The 23,569-nt window shown below is 48.7% G+C and carries 21 protein-coding genes; 3 read left to right on the top strand and 18 right to left on the bottom strand.

The features are described 5' to 3' along the window. Positions 1-110: 110 nt before the first annotated feature. The 14 genes from ACGHM3_RS09455 to ACGHM3_RS09390 all read right to left on the bottom strand — a co-directional run bounded on the left by ACGHM3_RS09455 (position 111) and on the right by ACGHM3_RS09390 (position 13,698). On the bottom strand, positions 111-1,289 hold the full coding sequence (locus ACGHM3_RS09455; RefSeq protein ID WP_345418785.1) for an aminotransferase class I/II-fold pyridoxal phosphate-dependent enzyme: 1,179 nt from the start codon (positions 1,287-1,289) through the stop codon (positions 111-113). A 25-nt stretch (positions 1,290-1,314) separates the two neighbouring features. Beyond that, positions 1,315-1,998: a sulfotransferase gene (locus ACGHM3_RS09450; RefSeq protein WP_345418782.1), complete on the bottom strand. Its 684-nt coding sequence runs from the start codon at positions 1,996-1,998 to the stop codon at positions 1,315-1,317. Positions 1,999-2,003: 5 nt separating this feature from the next. After that, positions 2,004-3,374, bottom strand: coding sequence for a flagellar hook-associated protein FlgL (gene flgL / locus ACGHM3_RS09445; protein ID WP_345418779.1), 1,371 nt, complete (start codon positions 3,372-3,374; stop codon positions 2,004-2,006). An 11-nt stretch (positions 3,375-3,385) separates the two neighbouring features. Beyond that, positions 3,386-5,380, bottom strand: coding sequence for a flagellar hook-associated protein FlgK (gene flgK / locus ACGHM3_RS09440; protein ID WP_345418776.1), 1,995 nt, complete (start codon positions 5,378-5,380; stop codon positions 3,386-3,388). 57 nt (positions 5,381-5,437) lie between these two features. Next, positions 5,438-6,547, bottom strand: a complete 1,110-nt coding sequence (gene flgJ, locus ACGHM3_RS09435; protein ID WP_345418773.1) for a flagellar assembly peptidoglycan hydrolase FlgJ — start codon at positions 6,545-6,547, stop codon at positions 5,438-5,440. A gap of 14 nt (positions 6,548-6,561) precedes the next feature. Next, positions 6,562-7,665: a flagellar basal body P-ring protein FlgI gene (locus ACGHM3_RS09430; protein ID WP_345418770.1), complete on the bottom strand. Its 1,104-nt coding sequence runs from the start codon at positions 7,663-7,665 to the stop codon at positions 6,562-6,564. Position 7,666: 1 nt separating this feature from the next. Further along, positions 7,667-8,359 (bottom strand): flagellar basal body L-ring protein FlgH, encoded by a 693-nt coding sequence (gene flgH, locus ACGHM3_RS09425; protein ID WP_390518002.1) that lies wholly within the window; start codon positions 8,357-8,359, stop codon positions 7,667-7,669. A gap of 12 nt (positions 8,360-8,371) precedes the next feature. Continuing rightward, positions 8,372-9,157, bottom strand: a complete 786-nt coding sequence (flgG, locus tag ACGHM3_RS09420; RefSeq protein ID WP_345418767.1) for a flagellar basal-body rod protein FlgG — start codon at positions 9,155-9,157, stop codon at positions 8,372-8,374. A 125-nt stretch (positions 9,158-9,282) separates the two neighbouring features. Then, on the bottom strand, positions 9,283-10,026 hold the full coding sequence (locus tag ACGHM3_RS09415) for a flagellar basal body rod protein FlgF (protein ID WP_345418764.1): 744 nt from the start codon (positions 10,024-10,026) through the stop codon (positions 9,283-9,285). A 194-nt stretch (positions 10,027-10,220) separates the two neighbouring features. Continuing rightward, positions 10,221-11,480, bottom strand: coding sequence for a flagellar hook protein FlgE (gene flgE / locus ACGHM3_RS09410; protein ID WP_345418762.1), 1,260 nt, complete (start codon positions 11,478-11,480; stop codon positions 10,221-10,223). Between the two features lie 53 nt (positions 11,481-11,533). Next, positions 11,534-12,247: a flagellar hook assembly protein FlgD gene (locus tag ACGHM3_RS09405; RefSeq protein WP_345418760.1), complete on the bottom strand. Its 714-nt coding sequence runs from the start codon at positions 12,245-12,247 to the stop codon at positions 11,534-11,536. A 29-nt stretch (positions 12,248-12,276) separates the two neighbouring features. Further along, on the bottom strand, positions 12,277-12,717 hold the full coding sequence (flgC, locus tag ACGHM3_RS09400; RefSeq protein ID WP_345418757.1) for a flagellar basal body rod protein FlgC: 441 nt from the start codon (positions 12,715-12,717) through the stop codon (positions 12,277-12,279). Positions 12,718-12,719: 2 nt separating this feature from the next. Further along, positions 12,720-13,124, bottom strand: coding sequence for a flagellar basal body rod protein FlgB (gene flgB / locus ACGHM3_RS09395; RefSeq protein WP_345418754.1), 405 nt, complete (start codon positions 13,122-13,124; stop codon positions 12,720-12,722). Between the two features lie 376 nt (positions 13,125-13,500). Beyond that, positions 13,501-13,698: a CPXCG motif-containing cysteine-rich protein gene (locus ACGHM3_RS09390; RefSeq protein WP_345418751.1), complete on the bottom strand. Its 198-nt coding sequence runs from the start codon at positions 13,696-13,698 to the stop codon at positions 13,501-13,503. An 83-nt stretch (positions 13,699-13,781) separates the two neighbouring features. Here ACGHM3_RS09390 and ACGHM3_RS09385 point away from each other — a divergent pair, with 83 nt between their 5' ends. The 3 genes from ACGHM3_RS09385 (at position 13,782) to ACGHM3_RS09375 (ending at position 16,894) form a co-directional block, all read left to right on the top strand. Continuing rightward, entirely contained in the window at positions 13,782-14,723 is a 942-nt protein-coding gene (locus ACGHM3_RS09385) for a MoxR family ATPase (protein WP_345418748.1), read from the top strand. Next, a complete protein-coding gene (locus ACGHM3_RS09380) occupies positions 14,716-16,059 on the top strand; it encodes a VWA domain-containing protein (RefSeq protein ID WP_345418745.1) in 1,344 nt (447 codons plus the stop codon). The genes ACGHM3_RS09385 and ACGHM3_RS09380 overlap by 8 nt, the downstream gene beginning before the upstream one ends. A 256-nt stretch (positions 16,060-16,315) precedes the next feature. Next, a complete protein-coding gene (locus tag ACGHM3_RS09375) occupies positions 16,316-16,894 on the top strand; it encodes a porin family protein (RefSeq protein ID WP_345418743.1) in 579 nt (192 codons plus the stop codon). Between the two features lie 378 nt (positions 16,895-17,272). On the opposite strand, the gene ACGHM3_RS09370 is transcribed toward ACGHM3_RS09375, so the two are convergent. From ACGHM3_RS09370 to ACGHM3_RS09355, 4 genes are all read right to left on the bottom strand, one after another. Next, complete coding sequence (locus tag ACGHM3_RS09370) at positions 17,273-17,836, bottom strand: hypothetical protein (protein WP_345418741.1); 564 nt, start codon at positions 17,834-17,836, stop codon at positions 17,273-17,275. 464 nt (positions 17,837-18,300) lie between these two features. After that, positions 18,301-20,301, bottom strand: a complete 2,001-nt coding sequence (gene mdoH / locus ACGHM3_RS09365) for a glucans biosynthesis glucosyltransferase MdoH (RefSeq protein ID WP_345418739.1) — start codon at positions 20,299-20,301, stop codon at positions 18,301-18,303. Further along, on the bottom strand, positions 20,273-21,844 hold the full coding sequence (locus tag ACGHM3_RS09360; RefSeq protein WP_345418736.1) for a glucan biosynthesis protein G: 1,572 nt from the start codon (positions 21,842-21,844) through the stop codon (positions 20,273-20,275). Before ACGHM3_RS09360 ends, mdoH begins: the two co-directional genes overlap by 29 nt. Positions 21,845-22,660: 816 nt before the next feature. After that, positions 22,661-23,536 carry a protein-glutamate O-methyltransferase CheR gene (locus ACGHM3_RS09355; RefSeq protein WP_345418733.1) on the bottom strand — a complete coding sequence of 292 codons (876 nt, stop codon included), beginning with the start codon at positions 23,534-23,536 and terminating at the stop codon, positions 22,661-22,663. Positions 23,537-23,569 lie beyond the last annotated feature (33 nt).

Here is a 23,569-nt window from a genome sequence, read left to right as displayed (position 1 = left end):
AATTGTGCCACGGCCAGATGCTATTCGTGCAATGGCGTTTAATGTGGTATTTTTATTTTAATTACAGTTATTGTTGTTGCGGGTATTGCTGTTACAGTTGATGTAGTGGGTCATTGAATTTGTCGTTTAAATCCAGTCGCCGGGCTTGCAACAAAGTCTGAACCACAGACTTCTTCTTGTTGCAGTACGCATTCTAGAGCTTGCGCAATCCTCGCCACATCGCCTCTGTCCAACGAGGGATGAAACGGCAAACCAATTAACCGATCGGCTAAGTGTTCGGCCACACTGAGTTCACCAAATTTAAGTGAGGCATTTCTAATGTAGCTATCAAATGCGGGGTGCAAGTGTAAAGGTGGGCAGTACCACTGCCGCACACCAATGCCCTCGGCAGTTAATTGCCGGCAGATAGATTCCGCATGGCCTGGTACGGCGACCACAAATAAGGTTGGTGATGCCGGAATAGAATGACTTTGGTATTGAACTCGGCTGGTTTTATCATTAATTGCCTGGCGAAGTTGCCTGTAGAGCGTTTGCCGTCTAGTTTTGATCGCACCAAAACGTTGGATTTGACACAGGCCCACCGCTGCGTGGTACTCGCTGAGTTTCGCGTTCATTCCAATGGTATTGACCGTACCGGAGGAAAAACCAAAATTGGTCAATTCGCGGGCAGTTTGAAGATAACCCCGGTCGGTGGACAGCAAACCACCTCCCTCACCGATTCCCAAAGACTTGGTGGCGTGAAAGCTATAGGCAATATTGACATCCGGCACGGGTACATGAGCAGGAAACGCACCTGCGGAGTCGATCAACACCTGGCAATCGTAGTGGCTGGCAAAATCCGACCACGCCCGCTCATCCAGCTTCTGACCGTAGGCCGCTACAGGAATAACCACCTTAGCACCGGAGCGCTCAATAACCCCGGCGGCAATTTCTGGCGTTAGTACCCAGGTATCAGGGTCAACGTCGGCCAATACAGGGATTAAACCCGAGCGAATGACCGCCGTTGCGGTTGCAGGAAAAGTAAGCGAGGGTAACACCACCCGCGTGCCCGGGCGTAAACGGTAGGCACCTAGCCCTACTTCCAGTGCTGTGGTACCAGAGCTTGTGGACACCATGGTGAATTCGGATCTGGCGCCGGGGTTGTGTTGTTTTAATAGAGCGACAATGGCATTTTCAAACTGCTCGCACAACGGGCCATAGTTTGAATACCAACGATTATTATCAATTTCCTTTAACCAAGGAATAACATCGTCACAGCGGGGCAAATCGGGGACTAGCAGTGGAATCATGAGCACACTACTCTTGCTGGAAAATTTAAGCAGGAGTATTAGCGCGCCATAGTTCGGGTGATATAAACTGGCTCACCGCACTTGCGTTTGCCGACAACTCCAAAGACTCTGCCAATAGCAGCAGTTCGTCACTATTACCTCTGATTAAGCTATCGGCGCAGATTTCAAAAACTTTACAGGCAGACGACTGTAGGCCTTGCAAACGTTGCTGATATTGGCGGACAAAATCTTGCCAGAACTCTTTCGATTGAGAATGGTGCGCCATAAAATGCGTGCGCATACAGGAAGCTATAATAGAAGTCGGTTCTCGCCGCACAATTATCCATCGTGCTCTAGGAAAAGCTTGCGCGATAATGGGCCATAACAAGGTTAACTTGGCATCCTTATACAGCCAAGGATGATCGCCTGAATATCCTTGCTTGTGAATACACTGTAACACTGCCTCGTCTAGGCCAGATACATTAGGCACACGCTCATAGAGAGGCAATGACTTTACACCTAAAGGATCACAACCTAGGTGCAAAAGCAGCTTTTTTATCATTTGCTCTCGAATAACAGTATTTTCGTAAAAGCCTTTTTCGTTACCCATGCCGCCAGGTACTGTTTGCCCTACCCACGCGCCACATAAATGCAAACAACCAGCAACCATTGAGGTTCCCGAGCGCGGCAAGCCCGTTACAAAAATCGGTTCGGCGCTAAAATTTACCATCAAGGTTAGCCTAAGCGATCAAACAAACTTAAATTACTTACTCGCACAAAGCTAGCTTGAGCAGCTTCTAAAATTGTTTCTTGCAGGGTAAGGTTGCTCAGTGCTTCTGCAAAATCGACATCTTCAATAGAAGCCAACGCGGAAGCATTGAATATTTCTGACTCCTCGTGCAAGGCATCGGTGGAATCTACTAAATTAAGCCTAGCGCCGATGCTTGCCGATACGCTGTCAATATTACGGCCGGCATTATCGAGATTATCTAAAACTGCACCCAAGCGACTACTTAGATTTTTGTTGTTGGCGCTGGCTTCACCGGGCTCTTGCAGTATTTGCGTAAGTTCATAGGCAATCCCCATTAAACTTTGGGTTTCCTGACGGTCAATATAAAATTCTGTTTGCTCACCGTCTCCGCCCCCGGTACCGTCGGCATCGCCTGCACCGGCCACAATACCATCCTCATTCACCGGCAGGTACAAACTAAATACCTGCCCCATTTCCGCTGTCATATCCACCTGAACCTCTAGGTAACGATCGTCGGCGGCCGTATCCAGGTTGATATAATTAACGTTGTTGGTGGTTATTGGGCCAGTGCCATCGGGTAAGGTATAACTCACACTAAAATCCACGGGGACATTTGGGAAATCCGCACTGGTGGCATCTCGGTTATCGGTAAGTGTTAGTGTTGTTGTTTGCGGAACGGGTACGCCAACGAAGCTATCGTAAAAATCGTCAAAGGCGTTTTCATCCACCAGCTCACCACTGTTAATGTGATAACCATTGGCGCTATTGGTGCTCGTGGTGATGCGATGCTTGTTTGCTATATCTTCAAAAATATCGAAGCCGCTATCGCGTATGGAAACAAAACTGCCACCGGCGATTTCCACTTCCCGCTCAGCTTCATCGCCTTGGTAAATTACGGTGCCATCCGGTTGTACCACGTAGGGTTTTTGTTCTGCTTGGCTGCCGGCAAAAAGATATTCGCCGCGGGCATTTTGGCTATTACCAATGCTGATTAACTGCTCGTAGATTTCTTGGGTTTCCTGGGCGATGGCGATTCTGTCTTGGTTGCTAAGAGCGCCGTCGCCGGCCTGAATAGTCAGTTCTTCTAAACGCTGCACGGCCACCAATGTGGAATCCAGTAAGGACTCTTGTTCGGAGATATTATTGGTGGCCAGGGTAATGTTGTCTCGATAACGGCTGATCAGGGCGTTATCCTGTTGTAAATTCAGTATCCGCGTGGCCGCGATCGGGTCATCGGAGGGATTGATCACGCGCTTACCGGTACTGATCTGCTCTTGGGTCCGCAGTAAATCTGAGTAGATGTCTTGCAAACTGTTTAGGCTATTACCAAAGGCTTGCTGGGTGGATATGCGCATGGCGGTTATCTCTAAATCTGCAAAATACGATCAAATAGATCACGAGCAACCGAAATCACTTGGGTTGCCGCATTGTAGGCTTGCTCGAACTTGATTAAATTCGCGGCCTCTTCATCCAAGCTAACCCCGGACACCTCTTCCCGAGCGTTATAAGCTTGGTCATATAGAGCCTTGTAAGCCTCGGTATCGATTTTTTTGGTGGCGGTTACTACGCCTATTTCTTCTACGATCTGACCGTAGGTATCCAACAAACTTTGATTAGGACCGTTGACCCCAGCGCTACCGCGCACAACATCAGCGGTTTGAATTTCAATCATTTTCAAAGCGTTGCGATTGTCTGCCACGCCATCCTCATTGAATTCTACAGTAAAGTTGTCACCGTTTTGCGGCCGCCCGGATATTTGCAGCTCTAGATCCACGCTGTTACCGCTACCATCCGTTACCGTGAACGAAAGACTGTTGGTCATGCCTGAATCAAACGCAGCACTGGCAGGCGTGATGATGAAACCGGCGGGGCCATTGGTCACCTGCCATGCGCCGGCGGATTCGTCGTACACTAAATCGAAGGGAAAGCCCCCACTACTGCTGATGATCGACTGGTTATTGTCATTTATGGTGGAAGTTACCGTTGGCTGGGTGATATTGGTATCGCCTCGGTTGTTTAACGAGCTAGTGGCCCTGACCGGGGCCGAAAACGCCAATTGCGCGGGCTCATTTAAAACCACTTCAATTTGGTCTGCTGCACGGCGTGAAGGCGATAAATAAAAGGCATCGCCATCTTGCACAGCACCGGATTCCACGTGGATATCGATGCCGAGATCCGGTAAGGATATGGTTCCGCCGATGGGCGTGGTACCACTCGCAACGGCTTGGTTTTGCGAAATACTAAACACTTCGTAATTGCCGCCGTTGACCCGCAGGGTGTAATCACTGCCGGTTAACATACCGGCATCGGTAATTTCCACCTGAAAGATCGCGTTACCAGTGTTGTCGTTATCCGGGGTAGATCGGCTACGCATATTGAAACCGTCATTGAAATCACCAAAGACAATTTCGCCAAAGTTACCCTCGGCATCCAAACCTTGCGCTTGCAAGTCGTTGATCGACTGGGCGGTTACCAGAGCCAAACGACCAAGTTCATTAAGCACCGGTAGTACTAAATCTTTTTGGTAGGCCAATAAGCCACCCAGCTCGCCACCACCAATAACCGTGGTTAGGTCGGTGCCCGAGGGCGGTTGATAAATAGCGGTTTGGAAACCGGCATCCAAGGAGGCCTGCGCCGACATTTCCGAAACTTCTACGCCAACCACCAAGGCTTGCCCACTACCCACAAAAATATTGATTTCGCCGTTAGACTGCTCGGCGGTGGTGATGCCCACCAGCTCACTTAGATCCCGGATGGCCAGCTCACGTTGATCCAATAATTCATTGGGCTGCCGGCCATTGGAGAAAGCGGAACCGATGGCATCGTTCAAACTGGCAACGGTAATGGCGAGGTGGTTGATCTCCTCGGTCAGCGTTTTTATTTGCGCATTAACGTAACTATTCTGTTCCACGGTTTCTTGATAGAGCACGTTATAGCGATTGGCAACGCTACTGGCCTCACTTAAAACCAGTTGCCGGGCGGCGTTACTTTGCGGATCTTCCGCCGCTGTAGATAACGAACCAAAGAAGCGCTCTAGGCTGGACGTTAAACTGGTGCTGGTGGACGCCAATAGGCTGTCCATCTGCTCGGCTTGCGACAAGTAGGCTTCGTTTTCTTTTAGCTCTTGCCCGGCCAAACGCAATTCTTCGTTGATAAAATCGTTGTAAATACGATCAATACCGACAATATAGGCACCGTTACCAATATAACCGCCGCCGGTAAATTCCGAGGGGCGAGTGGCTTGCTCCGTGCGCTGCCGGCTGTAGCCCTCGGTATTGGCATTGGTGATGTTATTACTGGTGGTGGTAAGCGAGGTTTGCGCTACGCCTAAGCCAGTTAGGGCAATATTCAGTAAAGACATAGTATTACCCTCATAACTAACCGCCGGGTCATTTCATATTTCATCATAGTTCCAGTACTACTTAAATTCTGGCTGTTGCAACAGCTGCATGATTTTATCCGCGTAGTTAGGATCCGTTGCGTACCCCGCTTGCTGTAACTCTCGTAAATAAGCTTCACTATCGCTGGCACAGGATAGCGCCTTCTCATACCTAGGGTTGGATAATATAAAATCTGCGTAGTCGTCGAAGCTGTCTTCGAAAGAAGAATAGGCGCGAAAATTTGCTTGCTCTTTTTGTGCAACGCCATCACGGTACTCCACGGTAGTTACCTTAACGCTATCACCTGTCCACTGGGAGCTACTCTTAATATTGAATAAGTTCTTACTAGAGCCGCTATCCCCCTTACTAATAAACTCTCCCCAACCAGTTTCTAATGCTGCCTGGGCTAGTAAAACATTTTTATCCACGCCCAGTTTCTCCGCCGCGTTGGCGGCGAAGTCTTTAAGCTCGGCGAAGAAATTACCTTTGTTGATTTGTAGCTGCTCAACCAACTCAACGCCGGATTCGATAACATCTTTGGCCATATCAGCGGCTTTGCCAGTCAGTGGCTTCAGGAAGCGCGCAATTTGTTCTATGGTTTGGCCTAAACTACCCGCGTCTATTTCTGATTTGGCTTGGTCGCTATCGCCGACTTTAGAAACAGAGCTAGGGACGGTGGCGGTAGCCGTGGTTTGTGCGCCGCCCATCGTTTCAATTGTACTTGACGGTGGCGGAGTCGACCGACGTTGTAGCGATTTATCAGCTGCATCTACTTCAGCAAGCAGAGTCTTATTATCAGGGGTGTTGTTTTCCAGGCTATCCCAGTTAATATCGAATTGCTCTGTGAGCTGTCGCGCCATGATCTCTGCCAGGCCATAGCCACCTTTGTTGGCTACCTCCAAGGAGATTTGCTGGTCAAACATCTGCTGATGGAACTTCATTTCGCTGCTGTTGGTAAAGTTATCCTTACCGATAAGGTCTACTCCAGCGCGCATTTCTTTCATCAGCTGGGTGATAAAAAATGATTCAAATTGACGAGCCACTTCCATGATGGCTTCGGGGTTTTGGTTGCGCCCCAGTTTCTTTACGTCGTTAAGCGCCGCCAAATCGGTAAAAGACTTGGCCGCGTCGTTAACTCGTGATGACATAAAGTTACTGTCCATCAGATCACCACCAGCTCCGCCCTTAACGCACCGGCTTGCTTTAAGCCTTCTAATATGGCCATAAGATCGCCCGGCGCTGCGCCAACCTCGTTTACCGCACGAACGATGTCATCCAGTGTGCTACCTGGCGAAAACTTAAACATTGGCCGAGGTCCCTCTTCTACGATGATTTCCGATTGCGGGGTAACAACGGTTTCGCCGTTGGCTAAAGGGTTAGGTTGACTGACTTCAATGTTCTCACGAATGGTAACCGTCAAACTGCCGTGCGTAATCGCCACAGGTTCAACTGTAACGTGGTTACCCACAATGATGGTTCCGGTTCTGGAATTAATAACAACCTTGGCTGGGCCCTCTCCAGGGTCTACCTCTAGGTTTTCCACCATGGCGATAAAATTCACTTTTTGCGATGGGTTAACCGGCGCTTGTACGACAATGGACGTTGCGTCGTTGGCCAAGGCGGTCTCTGGGCCAAAGGCTTGATTAATCACATCCGCCACCCGCATTGCCGTGGTGAAATCCGATTGGTGTAAATTTAGAATCAAAGGTTTGCCGCCGGCGAAATCCAACGACACCGCCCGTTCGACCATAGCACCACCGGGTATGCGACCGACACTGGGAACGTTGATAGTCACCTGGGAACCATCGGCGCCTTCTACGCCCAATCCACCCACCACTAGGTTACCCTGTGCGATGGCATACACGTTGCCGTCGATGCCTTTTAACGGGGTCATCAACAGGCTGCCGCCGCGCAACGACCCCGAATTACCGATAGAGGACACAGTGACGTCTATTGGCTGGCCGGGTTTAGCAAACGCCGGCAGTTCCGCGTGCACTGCCACGGCCGCCACATTGGTTAACTGCATACGGGCACCCTCGGGCACGGAAATTCCGAATTGCTTAAGCATGGAATTGAACGACTGCTGGGTGAACGGCGCTTGGTTAGTGGAGTCGCCGGTGCCGTCCAAACCCACCACTAAGCCGTAACCAATAAGCTGGTTGCTGCGCACGCCCTGCACACTGGTGATGTCTTTTATACGCTCTGCTTGAGCGGCCAGGGAGAGCAATAGAATACCGAAGCCAACTAGGTATTTGAAAATAGTCATCTTAGAACGGCCATAGTGCACTGTTGAAGAACCGGCTCAACCAGCCCATACGATTGCTGTCTGCCAATTCACCGGTACCACTGTAGGAAATGCGAGCGTTGGCAATGCGCGTTGATTGGATAGTATTATCGGTAGTAATGTCCTGTGGGCGGACTATTCCACTGACTCGAATGTATTCATCACCACGGTTCAGCGTTAACCATTTTTCACCGCGAATAATCAGATTACCATTTTCTAATATATCGGCCACGGTTACTGTTATACTGCCTTCCAATAAATTACTCTGATCGGCATCGGCACCACCATTAAATGCCCGGGAGCCACCCACATTGGTGAGCAAACTGAGGTTACTGGCGCTAATACCCGTACCCAAAATGGTACCTTCGTTAATACCGATGTCGCTATCTTTCGATACCGACACCCCGGAGGACTTACTGGAGGTGGTCTCTTCTTCCAATAACACGGTAATGATATCGCCTACTCGCATTGCTTTGGCATCGCCGTATAAAGACATTGCGTAATTGCTGCTAAAAAGAGAACCGTTGCTGGGAGGGTGCATAGGCTGGCTCGGAGCAACCACAGGCGCATAATGAGGATCGGCTCCAGGTTGCGGCGCAATCTGCTGCCCGCCGCAGCCCGCTAACAAGCCAACTGCACACAACAATATTAAAGCCTTGCTTTGACGTCCCATCATGGCGAAGTACTCTTAAAGGTTCTGCGTAATGTACTGCAGCATTTGGTCAGCGGTGGACACAACCTTAGAGTTCAGCTCGTACACTCGCTGGGTAGTGATCATATTGACCATTTCTTCCACGATATCGACGTTAGAACTCTCTAGTGAGCCCTGCTGAAGTTCACCATAACCATTTTGGCCTGGTGTACCCTGAGTGGGATTACCACTGGCAGCAGTTTCGTAAAACAAGTTTCCGCCAAAAGCCTGCAAACCGGCCGGATTGATAAAGTCCATCAGCGTAATGGAGCCAATTTGTTGCGGTGCATTCTGGCCGATAATATTGGCCGATACCGTGCCATCGGTGCCGATGGTGAGCGTGCTGGTATTTTCCGGCACGTTGATGGCGGGCTCCAAAACCAAGCCATTGGCATTCACAATGGTGCCCTCGGAGTTCAAATGAAACTGACCATTACGGGTATAGGCTGTGCCACCATCTGGCATAGTGATTTGAAAAAGCCCGCGGCCTTCAATAGCCACATCTAAGGTCTGATCAGTAACTTGTATGCTGCCTTGCTCAAATTGCTTCTGGGTACTGACCACCCGCACACCGGTACCCAATTGCAAACCGCTGGGCAATGTCGTGTCTTGTGTGGACTGAGCACCAGGTTGGCGAGTGATCTGGTATAAGAGGTCTTCAAATACGGCGCTGTCGCGTTTAAAACCAACGGTAGAGGCATTGGCCAAGTTATTCGAAATAGTCGTTAACTGAGTGTCTTGGGCGCTAAGGCCGGTTTTACTAACATACAATGCTGAGTGCATGGTGTTACCTCACTGTGGTACCGCTAATGTGTTTTCATCCTGAAACCGCATCCCTGCCGTTCCGTAGTGTTCAAAAGGTTTGTCACAAACAATTTAAATCAATGAAAATTGATTCCGCCCCGCCCTTAACTCAGTTGTAACAACCGAGTGGAAGCATCAGCGTTTTCCTCGATGGTGGACATCATTTTAATTTGCGTTTCGTACTGCCGCGCCAGCGCCAATATATTGGTGAATTCATCAATCACGTTGACGTTACTGCTCTCTAAAACACCAGAGGCCAAAGTCACTGTGGGGTCATCAATAAATTCACCACCCTCGCGCAAGCGAAACAAACCGTCTCGTCCTTTTTCAAGATTGGCGGCATCAGGATTAACCAAGCGCAAGCGATCTACGTTGGCCATTACTTCGGGGCCCTGCCCCAGTAATTGAACAGAGATTGTGCCATCTTTACCGATTTCGATTTGCTCAAGGGGCGGCAAAGTTATGACACCTGCGTTGCCCATCAGCGGCAAACCACTGCCGGTGTGTAAAACGCCGTTGGCATCTATCTTTAAGTTACCCGCACGGGTTAGGGCTTCACTGCCATCCGGCGCTTGTACAACAAAGAAACCTTCGGCTTCGATGGCCAAATCCAACTGCCGACCGGTCTGCTGTAAATTACCCAGAGCAAAATCGGTGGCGGGTCGCTCTGTTTGCGAATAGGCTCTGGTGGGTAAACCATCGCCGTAGTAAACACCTTGGCTGCGAGCTTGTTCAAAATCTGCCCTAAAGCCCGTGGTGTTAGCATTGGCTAAGTTATTAGCACGCGCGGTTTGCGCCATCATATTATTTTTAGCGCCGGTCATTGCGATGTAGATTGCGCGATCCATAGCCTGCCCTCTTTAAAACTCTGTCGTCAAAAATCTGTTACTTTTCGATCACAAGCAGTATTGAGCAACAACAATGCCAAGCATTCTAACGAGCAGAAAATATTAAACTTTTCACCAAACGTCAGGCAAAAAAAAGGCGACTTTCGTCGCCCAAATCGCACAGTCAATTCTTTTTACTACGGAGCAAAAATTCCTTAAATATTAATAATGGTTTGCGTTATTTGATCCGCAGTTTCAATGGTTTTAGAGTTAGCTTGGTAATTACGCTGAGCAATAATTAATTGCACCAGCTGCTCTGTTAAATCGGTATTGGATTCTTCCAAGGCGCCGGAGTTGATATAACCCAGCACCGCCGAGCCGGGCGATCCGATATTAGGTTCGCCCGACGAATAGGTCTCAGACCAAGAGTTCGTACCCGTAGGTTCGAGACCGTTGTTGTTCGTAAATTCCGCCAGAGCAATCTGCCCTATCACACGGGCCTGGCCGTTGGTGAATCGCGCAAAAATAATACCTGAGTCATTAATTTCCAAACCTGACATACGACCTGTGGTGTATCCGTCTTGGGTCACATCGGTTACACCGAAGTCTGATGCGTACTGGCTGGAGCCCATGTAATCTACCGTAAGCGTGGTTCGCTCAGGGTCCGTCGCCTCAATCGGCGCCCAGTCTGGTATTATAATTTCGGTATTGCCATCAACACCATCTACCGCCACCAACTGGCCGGTGGAGTCAAAAGTGATCAAACTCGATTGTGGATCGCCCGCTGCGTCGACAACAGCCGCTTCACCGTCAATATAGCTGTATGCCTGCCAATCGGTTCTATCTGCAGTACTACCCGCTTGCACAAAGTATTGCGTTAAAGTATGGCTCACACCCAGCGAATCGTATATTGTCACTGATGTAGCGGAGTTGTACGAAGTTGCATCGGCAGGATCAAAAACCGTGGTTACCGGCGGCTCTTGCTCCGCATCAAAGTTCAAACGCCAGTCAACTGTATCGGATTGCATTGGCTCAATATTTTCAGTGGAAATTTGTAGGTCAGTCAATACGCCCACGATGTTGCCATCTTCGTCTGCACCGAAACCTTGAATCACGCCACCACTGTTACTCAATACAAAACCATTTTCATCCAACGAGAAGGTACCATCCCGCGTGTAGCTGCGCTCGCCGCCAATTTCTTGGATAAAAAAGCCTTCACCGCTGATGGCCAAATCCAATTCATTTTCAGTGTAAGCCAAATTTCCTTGGTCAAACTGCTGGGCGACGTCGGTTACTCGTACACCACTACCTACCTGGAAGGCGCCAGAGCCAAATAGTGAATTGGCGTAAACATCACCAAATTCCGTGCGGCTTTCTTTAAAACCAATGGTGGATGCATTGGAAATGTTGTTACCGGTTACTTCGAGATCCATAGCGGCAGCTCGAATGCCACTGAGTGCAACGTTAAACGGCATGAGAACGCTCCTCGTACTTACCTGTCCTAGGCGTGAATAATTCCAGCATTACGTTAGTTGAATTGGATAACTTCATCGAAATCGAAGGCCCCTACTCCGGCCAAATTCAACGTTAATTCGCCATCGCTGCCCACGGTAACACTGTTAACATTGGCGCTAAGCGCGGTGTCTAATTGCGTGGTTTCCCCATCCAAGGCAGCAGTAACAATAAACGAGTATTCACCCGATTCAATGCTGTCTTGGCTGGATTGCCAATCAATTAACTCACCGTTTACTTCTGCGTAAGCCCCGTCCCAACGAAATACCATTTCACCGGCGGGCTGTGCTCCAACAGGAATGGTATCTACCAACGAACCACTGCTGTCATAAATATCGATATTAAGGTTGCCAGTACTGGCTGGCACATCCACACTGCCGGAGACAATTCCCTCGGGTGCGAGCAAAGTCTTGTTGGTTGGCACCGTCACAGAGGTGCCAACCAAGGATGACGCTTGCAATGCCTGGTTCGATAAAAATGAACCGGTAAAGTCCTCAAAAGAATTGCTCAACTGATCCAGAGATTCAACCTGAGTAAACTGCGCCAGCTGGGCCACAAACTCACTATTTTCCTGCGGCGATAAAGGGTCTTGGTGCTGCAGCTGTGTTGTTAACAACTGCAGGAATACGTCACGTCCTAGCTCGTCGCTGTTGGAACCGGCGTCAGCCTCTTTCTGTCGACTTTGTACTGAGTACGCCGATAGTGCTGAATCAACATTGTTAACGGACATAATTTAACCTTCTCGCTACAGTCAGGCGCTTATTGGCCCAAGGTCAGCACGCGCTGCATCATGGATTTAGCGGAGTTCATGACTTCAACGTTCATCTGATACGCTTTCGACGCTGAAATCATGTTAGTCATTTCTTCCACGGCATTAACATTGGGATAAAATACATAGCCTTCTTCGTTGGCCAGTGGATGATTTGGTTCATAGCGCTCTTGTAAGGGCGAATCGGACTCGACAATACCCAACACCTGAACGCCCTGCGCCTCACCTTTTCCGTCTCCCACAGTGTCGAAGGACAACTGTTGTACTTGCTGTTGTATGGCAGAAAATACCGGGTGCCTGGCGCGGTAGGTTTCATCAATACTGGATGCCGCGGATTCGGCATTGGCGAGGTTACTGGCGGTGGTATTTAAGCGCACGGTGTTTGCGCTCATGGCGCTACCGGCGGTGTCAAATATTTTAGCTAGAGACATAATTACTCACCTCGAATCGCGGATAAAAGCCCGGAGAACTTACTTTTCAAAAACAAAAAGCTGGCCTCAAATGCGAGCGCGTTTTCCATATATTGGGCGTGCTCCACATGCTCTTCTACTGTATTGCCATCAATGGAGGGCTGCGTGGGCGTGCGATACATCAACTCGCCATTATCGACAACCTCGGCACCACCTGGCGTGTGTTTTTGAGATGTCACATTCATGTTTAAGCCCTGCGGACCGTCGAACTGTGATTGTTCAAACACTCGCTGAAAATCCATGTCGCGGGCTTTGAATCCAGGAGTTTCGGCATTCGCCAAATTATTCGCCAACAAGCTGGCTCGCTCTGTGCGAGCTTTAAGCGCGGTTGGGTGAACTCCCAGTGCTGTTTCAAAATTAATAGCCACGAACAAAATCTCGTCGAATATTTGATGGTTACTAGTCACTAAGCGAAGGCTATGCCAACTTCAAAAAACGGCCAAATAACCACGGTTTCAGCCCGATTTATGGAAATTTTTGAGTTATTCCGACTTATAACGGCAAGCCATTGCCGCTGATTACCGGCTAACGGCAAATAACGGTTGCCGCCCTACGGCAATTCATCGTAAGGCGGAATCCAGCGTCAAAAATTTATCGGTGGTTATTTAGTGGCGCTTGGGCAGGTGGCGAGGGGCATGCGGCAAGGGCTACGCAAGCAAGGCAAAAGGAATGCAGCGCACAATGGCTGCTAGGCGCGTGCAGATATGGGCGAGAGAATCTTATGCACCGGTGAAGCCTATCAATCTAAAAAGTATCATCTTCGGTGCGCACATTAACCAGGGGCTCTCCTGATTCATCAAGCTGTAGATGAAATACGATAGGCCGACAACAGACCTGGCAATCTTCTATATATTCCTGCCAGGCCTCGGAGCTGTCCAGTAAAACGGAAATGTGTTCGCCGCAGTACGGACAAGCGATCATCTCTTCAGACAGTGGATTCATCTGCCTCTCCTTATATACAATAGGTAGTATTCACTCTCTTTGGGTCGTTAGGATCCTACCGCTAAGATAGCAATAAGTAGACTATGAAAACACCGCAGCAATCACCCACCGAATTACAGGCCAACTTACAAGATCTAGGTTATATAAGCGATAGCTCAATCGCCACAACCCTGTTTTTAGCCATGGAATTGCACAAGCCACTATTAGTAGAAGGGCCTCCCGGCGTGGGTAAAACCGAACTGGCTAAAAAGACCGCCCAGCTTCTGAAAACCGATTTGATACGCTTACAATGCTATGAAGGATTAGACGAATCTAAAGCACTGTACGAATGGAAATACGGTAAACAGCTGCTCTACACCCAAATTCTAAAAGATCAGCTAGCCGGCATAGTAGACACCAGCCAGGGCCTAACGACGGCGCTCAGCCAGTTGCAATCGTTCAATGACGTCTTTTATTCTGAAGACTTCCTGCAGCCGAGGCCATTACTCAGCGCCTTACAGATGGATCACCCTGCGGTGCTACTCATCGATGAAATAGACAAGGCCGACCAGGAGTTTGAAGCCTTTTTACTAGAACTTCTCAGCGAATACCAAGTAACCATACCTGAACTGGGCACCATAAAAGCCAACCGTGAACCGGTGGTGATTTTAACCAGCAACAACACCCGAGAGCTGAGCGACGCGTTAAAGAGACGCTGCTTACACCTATATATCCCCTTTCCCACCGCTAACCAGGAAGCCAGTATTATTGCCTCCCAACTGCCAGAAATATCTGAAGAGTTACTTAACAAAGTGGTTCTGTTTGTCGAGCAACTGCGAGCAAGGCCGATGAAAAAGTTACCCGCTATAAGCGAATCCATAGATTGGGCGCGCGCCCTGGTCTTATTAAATGTGGCTCGACTGGACAAGCATTGGGTTGAAGAAACGTTAAACGTGCTACTGAAATTTGAGGATGACATCCAGCTCATTAAACCGGATATTGAAGCTATTTTAAGCGATTTAGACACGAGCCTGATTCGTGGATAAAGCACTTCTGTCGTTCGTACAGTCGCTGAGACACCACGGAATACCCGTTTCTGCCAATGAAACCATAATCGCACTTAAAGCCTGTGGGCTAATAGGCTTTGAACATCGCCATCAAATAAAGGCTGCGCTGTGCGCTACCCTGGCCAAAAGTGAAACCCACGCTCGGCAAACCGCAGATCTATTTGAAGCGTTTTTCACAACCGGTGCAATCAGAGATAATATTGATTTACCCACACTACGCACTCAGCAAACTAGTATATCAAACGCTTTCCCGGTTCCGATTGCCCAATCTGAATTGGGCCAACTGCTGACATCCGCTAACCCAAACCTAAGCTTAGCCATAGCCAATGCAGCCCAGCAGGTAAATACGCAGGAAATGACGTTATTTTTGCAAATTAACCGTGTTAGCCGGCAGATTCTCATCGCCATGGGCGATAGAGCCCTGGTAAGAGAAATTGCGCAGCTAAGAAACGAAAACAGCGAATGTGACACTGCACATCACCTAGAAGAAAAACGGCAACAATTACTGCAATTGATAACCGCATTCGTGGGCCAACAGTATCAGCTATTTGGTAAAAATAGCGTATCAAGTCTTCAGTTCAACCGGCTACAAAAACAAAAGCTCACCACCATGGAAGATCACGAACAGATACTACTGCGCACGTTGATTCTGAAAGTTGCTAAAAAACTGGCCAGCCAGCATAGCCGAAAGAAGAAAATGCATCGCAAAGGCCAACTGGACGTAAAAAAAACGATTACGTCGAATATCGCCTACGGTGGACTACCCTACAAGACCCATTGGAAATCCACCAAGAAGGAAAAACCAAAAGTACACGCGCTCTGTGATGTTAGCGGCTCAATTGCCAAAACATCTAAGTTTTTTCTACTCTTTGTACATGCGCTGCAGTCCGTTCTACCCAATGTGCGGTCGTTTGTATTCACCAATCACACCACGGAAGTCACTAATCTATTTGCGACGACTAACAGTACCGAGGCCATTGCCATGACTGTGGACAAGTTATCCCATGGTTCTACCGACTATGGTCAGGCCCTACTCGACTATAACGACATTGCCGGTCACTCGGTTGACCATCGGACCCATGTCATCATACTGGGTGATGCTCGCAATAATTACGACAGCAGCAATGCCGAAATTTGGCGGACAGTTTACCGAAAGTCTCTAAGTACCCTGTGGCTCAACCCAGAACCCAGAGCCCAATGGAACACTGGCGATTCAATAATCGAACAATATGCCCCCTACTGCTCAACGCTGGAGACTTGCAACAGCGTAAACGATATGGATCGGATCTTTAGTCGTCTACTCAAACACAGCTAAGCGCCGAGATGAATATTATTTAAACGGATATGTGTTTTAGAAAACTTTGAAGCCGCGCGCAAACTAATTACTACAAAAGCCCTTTGCAATAGTTACATCGATATTCATCTGTAAGCCGGATACAGAGAGCATTTTTCAGCGATTTGTTTAATTACCCTCCGTAATGGCCTATTTTTACACTGAATAATCACACTTCTCTTTTGGCACGACTCTTGACTACTGCTAGGTAATTACGATTACTTTGAGGAAAATACCCATGAAACTAAAGCCTTTTCTAGCCGCAACTACGCTATCAGCTTTTGGTTTACTAGCCGTCAACCAATCCTTCGCGGATATGGAAAACCCAACGGGTGCCTACATCGGTGGTAATTACGGTTATTTGAAAATCGATGGCGAAGACGACTTCGATGATGACAACGACATACTACAAGGCGTGGTAGGCTATCGTTTTTTGCCATTCGTTGCAGTTGAGGGTAGCTATGTCGATTTCGGCGAGTACGGCGGTGATTTAGCCAACGCCTCAACCGACGGCATGACACTAGCGGTAAAAGGCACCTTTCCCATCACCGATAATTTTGAAATCTACGCAAAGCTCGGCCAGCTTTGGTGGGAGACCGACTACGAAATATTAAATTTCGGCGGTGATACCGATGACAAAGGCTTGTTTTACGGCGGAGGTGTCGCCCTGGGTATTACCCCTAACTTTTACATCAATGCTGAATACGTGGTATACGATACCGACCTGGATGCCAGCGACGTGGCCGAAGACGTCGATGACACGGATTTCGATACCGATTATAGACAAGCCAGCCTCGGCCTTGAATTTCGCTTCTAATAGAGTAAAGACAAATTAAACAAGCCCGCAACCGCGGGCTTTTTTGTGCCCGTCGTTAAAGGACGAGTTTATAACGCCCTTTAGATTTCAGGTTTTTAAGAGGCCTAAAAATCGAAATGACAATACTTCTATAAACGTATTGGTTGCCAAACGTAAGCTTTACTTGGACTAGCGATTAGGAGTCCGAAATTAGAATGCCGCGGTAGCGGACTAGTACACAAAGCTGGGGGCTCTTGATCAAGCGCCCTTTGCTTTTTAGCGAGCTTGTGAAAGGTATGTGCGGCCGACTTACACCATAAAAAGACTTGCCGGCTAATAGTTCAAACATGGCGTGATGCCGTGCTATGGGATCTGCATCGGTACGCAATGCCCAACGCTTTATACCCAACCAGCCACCTTCTTTCTGCTTTCGTTTAGCCACTGTTTAGCACGAGCATTGAAGGTGGGCTCTATCGCTGCCGACTGCTCAGCTTTAACCAATGCATGCTGCACAATAAAAGCATCGTTGATCGCTCTGTGCTCGGCCAAGCCTAGCTGGCGAGCAGCCTCGTGTTTTAATTCTGTCCAGTGTTCGGTGGCGTATTCGTCCAACACCATTTCAACTGCACGACATTTAAAGTTCATGACAGTTCTGCCAGCATGAAATAACGTAGTCAACCAACGGCTGTCGTGACTCCAAGCATCGGTATAAAGTGTTTCGCCTGCGCACAAATCGTTGAGTTCGGCACACACTTCAACTACGTCTAGGCCATAATGGGCTAACTGATCCCGAGTGATGCCATGCACAGATTCCGCTTGTGTATCCCAGTGGCGCCAGTTCCACATAGGCCTGATCAACCGCGAGTAACGCTCGCCATTGGCCAGAAAAACACCGACCTCAATGGGGTAACTGCGTGGGCCAAAGCCGGAAGCTTCTATGTCAATGCAACTGTGAAATTTCATACGCACTCCTACAAACCTATACCACTGACCAACGTACTCGACATTGGTTTATAAATTTGTAGAGAGCAATTCACACGCCAACAATTACCCCGTCTACAGCCCGCTAAATTCGGGCTATTGCGTTACGGCTTGGCTATGTAGCGTGTACAAAACGCATTTGTTTTGGAAGAATTTACATTGGCCTACTGCTGCGCAAATCTAAGAAATTGTCAGCAAGGTAGTTATCGGCAGTGTAGAGAGGTCGGATAGACCATTAGGACTCAATTAGTGAACAGCAATGCAGGGGAACTAACGTAGTAACTGCTAATGAACAATTCACTGAAGCTATTCTTTGAATAGGCTTTACCGGCGAGAGTTTGCGCCGGGAACGAGGCAATGATGGGAAAACAATTGCGGACATAGAGCTTTAGGAGCAAGGGGTTGCTGCCCCCGCAGCGGTTGACCCTGCTGCGGGGGAGGATTTGTTACCGAACTATTGGCTGAGTACCGGTCGGCTTGTAGGCCGGCTTTGGTTTCTGGTATTTAAACAGCGATTGTTTGGGCATTGCTAAGTAAACATCGGGCAGTAACTCTGGGTTGATCGATTCGTCTAGGGCGGGCTTGGACAAATCATAGCGAACCTGCTCTAAGCTGTGGTCCAACTCCTCTAACTCAATGCAGTGACAAGCCTCACTGGGGCTGAGTAAGAATCGATGTTTACGCAGCCATAATCCCACTCTTGGGCTGCTGGACCAACGGATTATAGGTGCCGCTAGAATCAGCCCGGTAACCACCGGTAGCAGCCAGTAGAAATACGTGGTGGTGTAATATGCTGTAACACCAGCCCACGCCAGAGCCAGTAAGCTTACCCACCAAGTTCTGCGGAAGGTCTCGCCCCAGCTTAATGTTCTACCCTCTCTTGGCTGAGCATTCCATGTGATATTAACCCCAGAAAGTGTAGAGAACACAAAACAGGTGTGGAACACCATCATTATGGGCGCAATGATCACCGCGAAAAAGAACTCAAATACTGCGGAGGCCGATAGTCGAACAACACCTCCATAGCTTTTTGCATTGTCTCTGCACGCCAAGATGAGCGAAAACATTTTTGGCAGCAAAAGTAAACACGCAGTTACCACAAGCAGGGAAATGATAACGCCTGTTTTGGCAATGGGCCAACTGGGAAACAGTTGATAACCCGCACTAAAAAATTCTTTCGGTGCTACGGCCCGCGAAACAGCGTCTAGGCTGCTCAGCAGCAACATAACAAACCACAAAACCGAGGTGAGATAGGCCATGGCGCCAAGCAGCATATGCAGACGGCTCATCAGTGTTAGCTTGGCTGCGCCGAGCAAGCCAAGGTGCTGTATGTTGCCCTGCAACCAGCGACGATCACGGGTGGCGTAGTCCAGAATATTACCCGGTACTTCTTCAAAACTACCGCCCTGCTTTGCATCCAGCAGAACCTGCCAACCACTGCGGCGTAACAGCGCCGCTTCAACAAAGTCATGGCTTAGAATTTCGCCACCAAAGGGCGCCTTGCCGGGCAGCACAGGCAAGCCACAGGAGGTTACAAAGGCCTGAACCCGAATAATCGCGTTATGCCCCCAATAGTTTGCGTTGTCGGTTTGCCAAAAAGCCAAACCGGTAGCTAACATTGGGCTACATAAACTGGCCGCAAACTGTAGGAAGCGTCCAAAGGTAGTGGTTTGCCTAACTGGGATAGGCACCGTTTGTAAAAGGCCCAATTTGGGGTTGGCTTTCATTCGTGAGGCTAAATCCACCATACAACTACCGGTCATAACGCTGTCTGCGTCCAGCACAATCATGGCTTCGTAGCGCCAGCCCCACCGTTGACAAAATTCTTCGATATTACCGACCTTTCGGTTTTTGTTGTCGGTGCGGTTACGGTAGTAGATGTGATCCGCCAAATGGCCAAGGCGTGCCTGCAAATGGCGCCAAGCTCGCAGCTCCTGGGCTTTAATAGCCTCGCTTTGACTGTCACTGAGCAGATAAAAATCGAAATGGTCGATGTTGCCGGTGGCCACCATAGATCGGAAGCTGGTTTCAAACCCTGCAATGACTCGGTCAACATCTTCGTTGTATACCGGCATAATCACGGCTGTTCTAAATTCATCCAACTGAGATGATTTGGCAATACCGTGTTGTGCTGTGAGCGTTAGTGGGTCTCGATTGGACAGCTGGAGAACAAAGCCTAAAAAGCCGCTCCAAAACGCCACGCTTATCCAGCTGAAGGTGGCCACAAAAAATACCAACAACGTGGTTTCAAATATGGTCAACCCGTTGGCACTTAGAATATCGTGCATCATCCAACCGCCGGCCACTGTGGTCGACAGCGCGACGATTAAAAAAACAGGTAAACGAAGACTTTTCAGCGGGTAGTGCGCACCGCCGGGTGCTCCTCGCCCGCTACCTGTGCTATCCAGGTATTGTCTGTTACTGGATGCCTTCTGACGTCCAAACATAATTCCATACCTCACTAAGTCTCTTACCTTTTAAATTGATCGACAACCGCATGTCGACCACCGCTTTAGCTTGTGGCATCAATTTAAATGCCACCTGCCAACGATCCTGCTGATCAACCTTTACCACGCTTACGTCGCGAACCTGGCCTTGATTAACTTGTATATCCGCCGTTACCGGAGCACTCGCATCCAGTTTGCCAATTCCGCCACCGGCGAAATCGATAACAAATTGCTGGGTGCCGTCGTTGGATCGCGAATGTGGCCCCCGGCCGCTGCGAGTCTGCTCGACACGCGCTAGGGATTGCCCCGGCGTATGAGAATCGAAAGACGACAGCCGATAGTTGTAGGTAAGTTCAGTACCAGCCTTAACCGGTTTATTACTTACCCAATAAGCAACGATGTTGTCATTAGTCTCGTTGGGAGTTGGGATTTCGACCAACTCCACACGGCCTTCACCCCACTCGTTGGTGGGCTCTACCCACAAACTGGGCCGTTTCTGATAGTGTGCCTGCAAATCTAAGTAATGGTTAAAATCGCGATCACGCTGGCTTAAACCAAAACCAGCCAGCCCCGGCACCATAGAAGAGGTAATTGAGAGATTGGCTGGGTTTTTTAGCGGCCGCCAAATCCACTCACCTGACTGGGTTTCCACTTGCAAACCATCTGAATCGTGAACTTCCGGGCGATAATCACCGGGGAAGCGATTACTATTCTCACCAAAGAAATACATACTGGTTAAGGGCGCAACGCCCAACTTTTTCACATTCTCTCGGGTAAATATTTTGCTTTTAACCTCTATATTAGTATTCACACCCACATCAACCGAGAAGACATAGGCACCGGACAGTGACGGGCTGTCCAGTAAAGCGCCAATGACCAATTGATTGTCATCGGATTTTGGCTGTATCACCCAGTACTCTATAAACCGAGGAAATTCTTCGCCACCTGGCTCGCCTGTGTCAACGGCCAATCCGCGGGCAGACAATCCGTACACCTGGTTAGGGCCAACCGGCCTGAAATAGGAAGCCCCCTGGAACACCAGCATTTCGTCTTTGTAGCTTTCTCGATTGATCGGGTAATGCACACGAAAGCCAGAAAAACCCAGTTGTTGATCGGTATGCTTAGCCAGCGCCTTTTCCAGCGCGGCAACGTTTTTTTCGTAAATAAATTGCGAGCGATCAAAACCAATTTGATTTACCACTTGATACTGATCAATCACGTTCAATTTGATCGGATGCAAGTAGAGAAAACCCGGGTGGAAAAGTTGGAGCTCATAGGGCGCAACGTTTTTCCATAGCGCGGCATCGGGGTTGAATCGGATACTGCGATACTGACTCTGCGAAATGTTTTTTAGCTCTTCAGGAGCTTCTGCCACAGTTTCCGCATACGCTTTTGCGGCCAACTTTTTTGCTCGCTCGGTAATCAGGCGCAATAAACCGTCGGCGTTAGCCTCTTGACCATTGACAACAGACGTTGGAGCGCCTTCGCCATCGTCGTTTTTGGCTTGAGCGGGGGCCGGCTGAGCAAACGCACTATTAGCCACGGTACAAACAAAAACCAGCCAACTGACACGCTGTATAAAAACGAGGCTGCCTTGGCATAGGAGTGGCATAAATGAAAATTGGGCTATACTTCCTTTACTACTTAACACTCAATCACATTCCTTTACGCAAGTTCTGCGTTTGATTACCTGAACTTGTCGACTGACCAGCGTTAAATTAACACTGGTAGGTACAAAACTACGTCTCTATGCCTGCCGCGTGGGAGATGTGTGCAGGTGATGAAACCGAGACCAAACCTAATCCATGCCAATCAGCTAGCGCCGATAACTACAGCCCATAAGCCACGATTGATATGTGTCTTACTGTACGTAAGCTGTTAGGCGATAAAGACCGAGAGGCGCGCCGTCCCAAAACCTACGACAAAATCTACCCTTCTAAAATTCCACAACTTTACACTTCTGTGATTTAAATAAGATAGCCATCACACTTTACATTCAACCGTGCCGTTGTAGCTGTTATAACCTGCGTGGGTACGCGAACAACGGCGCACAAGAAAGCGGCAATTCAGACTTAAAAACCTCAACCCTGATAACGCTTACCTAGGCATAAGAATGATTCTGCAATAACTGTGCTCAACTTATAAAAAACGAGATAGTGCAGAAAAACGTAAAACAAAGCGCATGAAACGCCCAGGAATCTGAACGGCGAGAAAATCTATGTGAAGTGTAGGAAGAGAAAAATGAATTAAACGTTAACTAAATTACACGGCTAGTAAGTTTTACAAACAGCTTACCCAGGAGAAACGCACCGCAATAGTTCAGTTTTTACAACACCGCGAAAAGCAGTGTTATTCCGCACTATTTTTGCACACTTCTGTAGGCAATACCTGGATTGCACTGAACCATGGAAAATAACGAACTAGCGTTACCCAGCCCCTCAGAAGCGCCCAAGAAGAGCACGCCTTCTGGCTGTAACTGTTGATGTATTCGCGCCAGTATGTCGGTCTTCAGGTCGGCAGAAAAATAGATTAGGACGTTGCGGCAAAATACGATATCGAATCGGCCAAAACTCGAGAAAGACTCTACTAGGTTCAGGCGCCGAAAGTTGATTTGCTTGCGTAAGGCATCCTTAACCTGCCAACTACCCTCGCCAACGTCATCGAAATATCGAGTTAACAGAGTGTTGCTAAGGCCGCGGGTGAGTTCTAGGTGGTCATAGATACCACTGCGGCAACGCGTCAACATGGCCTCGGATATATCGGTGGCCATAATCTCAATGGGGGGCGCAGCGAGTGAGTGCTTCCTGGCATATTCCGCTGCAATCATCGCTAGCGAATAGGGTTCCTGCCCCGAGGAGCAAGCCGCGCACCAAACTCGAATACGTTGATTCAAGGGTTTGGATAACCACTGGGGCAATAGCTCGTTACTCAAATAATGAAACGGATAGCTGTCGCGAAACCAAAAGGTTTCGTTAGTAGTCATGGCTTCGACAACTTGGGCTTTCAAACCGGTGGGGCCTGATTGCTTCAAGTTATCGATTAATTGCCTCAAAGTACCGAAACTGTGGTCGTGCATTATGCGGCGCAGACGGGTTGCAACAAGGTATTGCTTACTAGTCGGTAAATGAATGCCGCTGGCGGTTTCCAATAGGTTCCGAAACTGATCAAACTCAGCCGGATCGATATTGGTCAGCAATTCATTCTCACTGGTAAGTTTGGGGTCATCTGGTTTCAATGAATACGCTCTGGCAACCTAGTTCACACTCTG

It is taken from the genome of Halioxenophilus aromaticivorans, from assembly GCF_042850945.1.
GTDB lineage: Bacteria > Pseudomonadota > Gammaproteobacteria > Pseudomonadales > Cellvibrionaceae > Halioxenophilus > Halioxenophilus aromaticivorans.
This window is presented reverse-complemented; position numbering and strand designations above follow the sequence as displayed.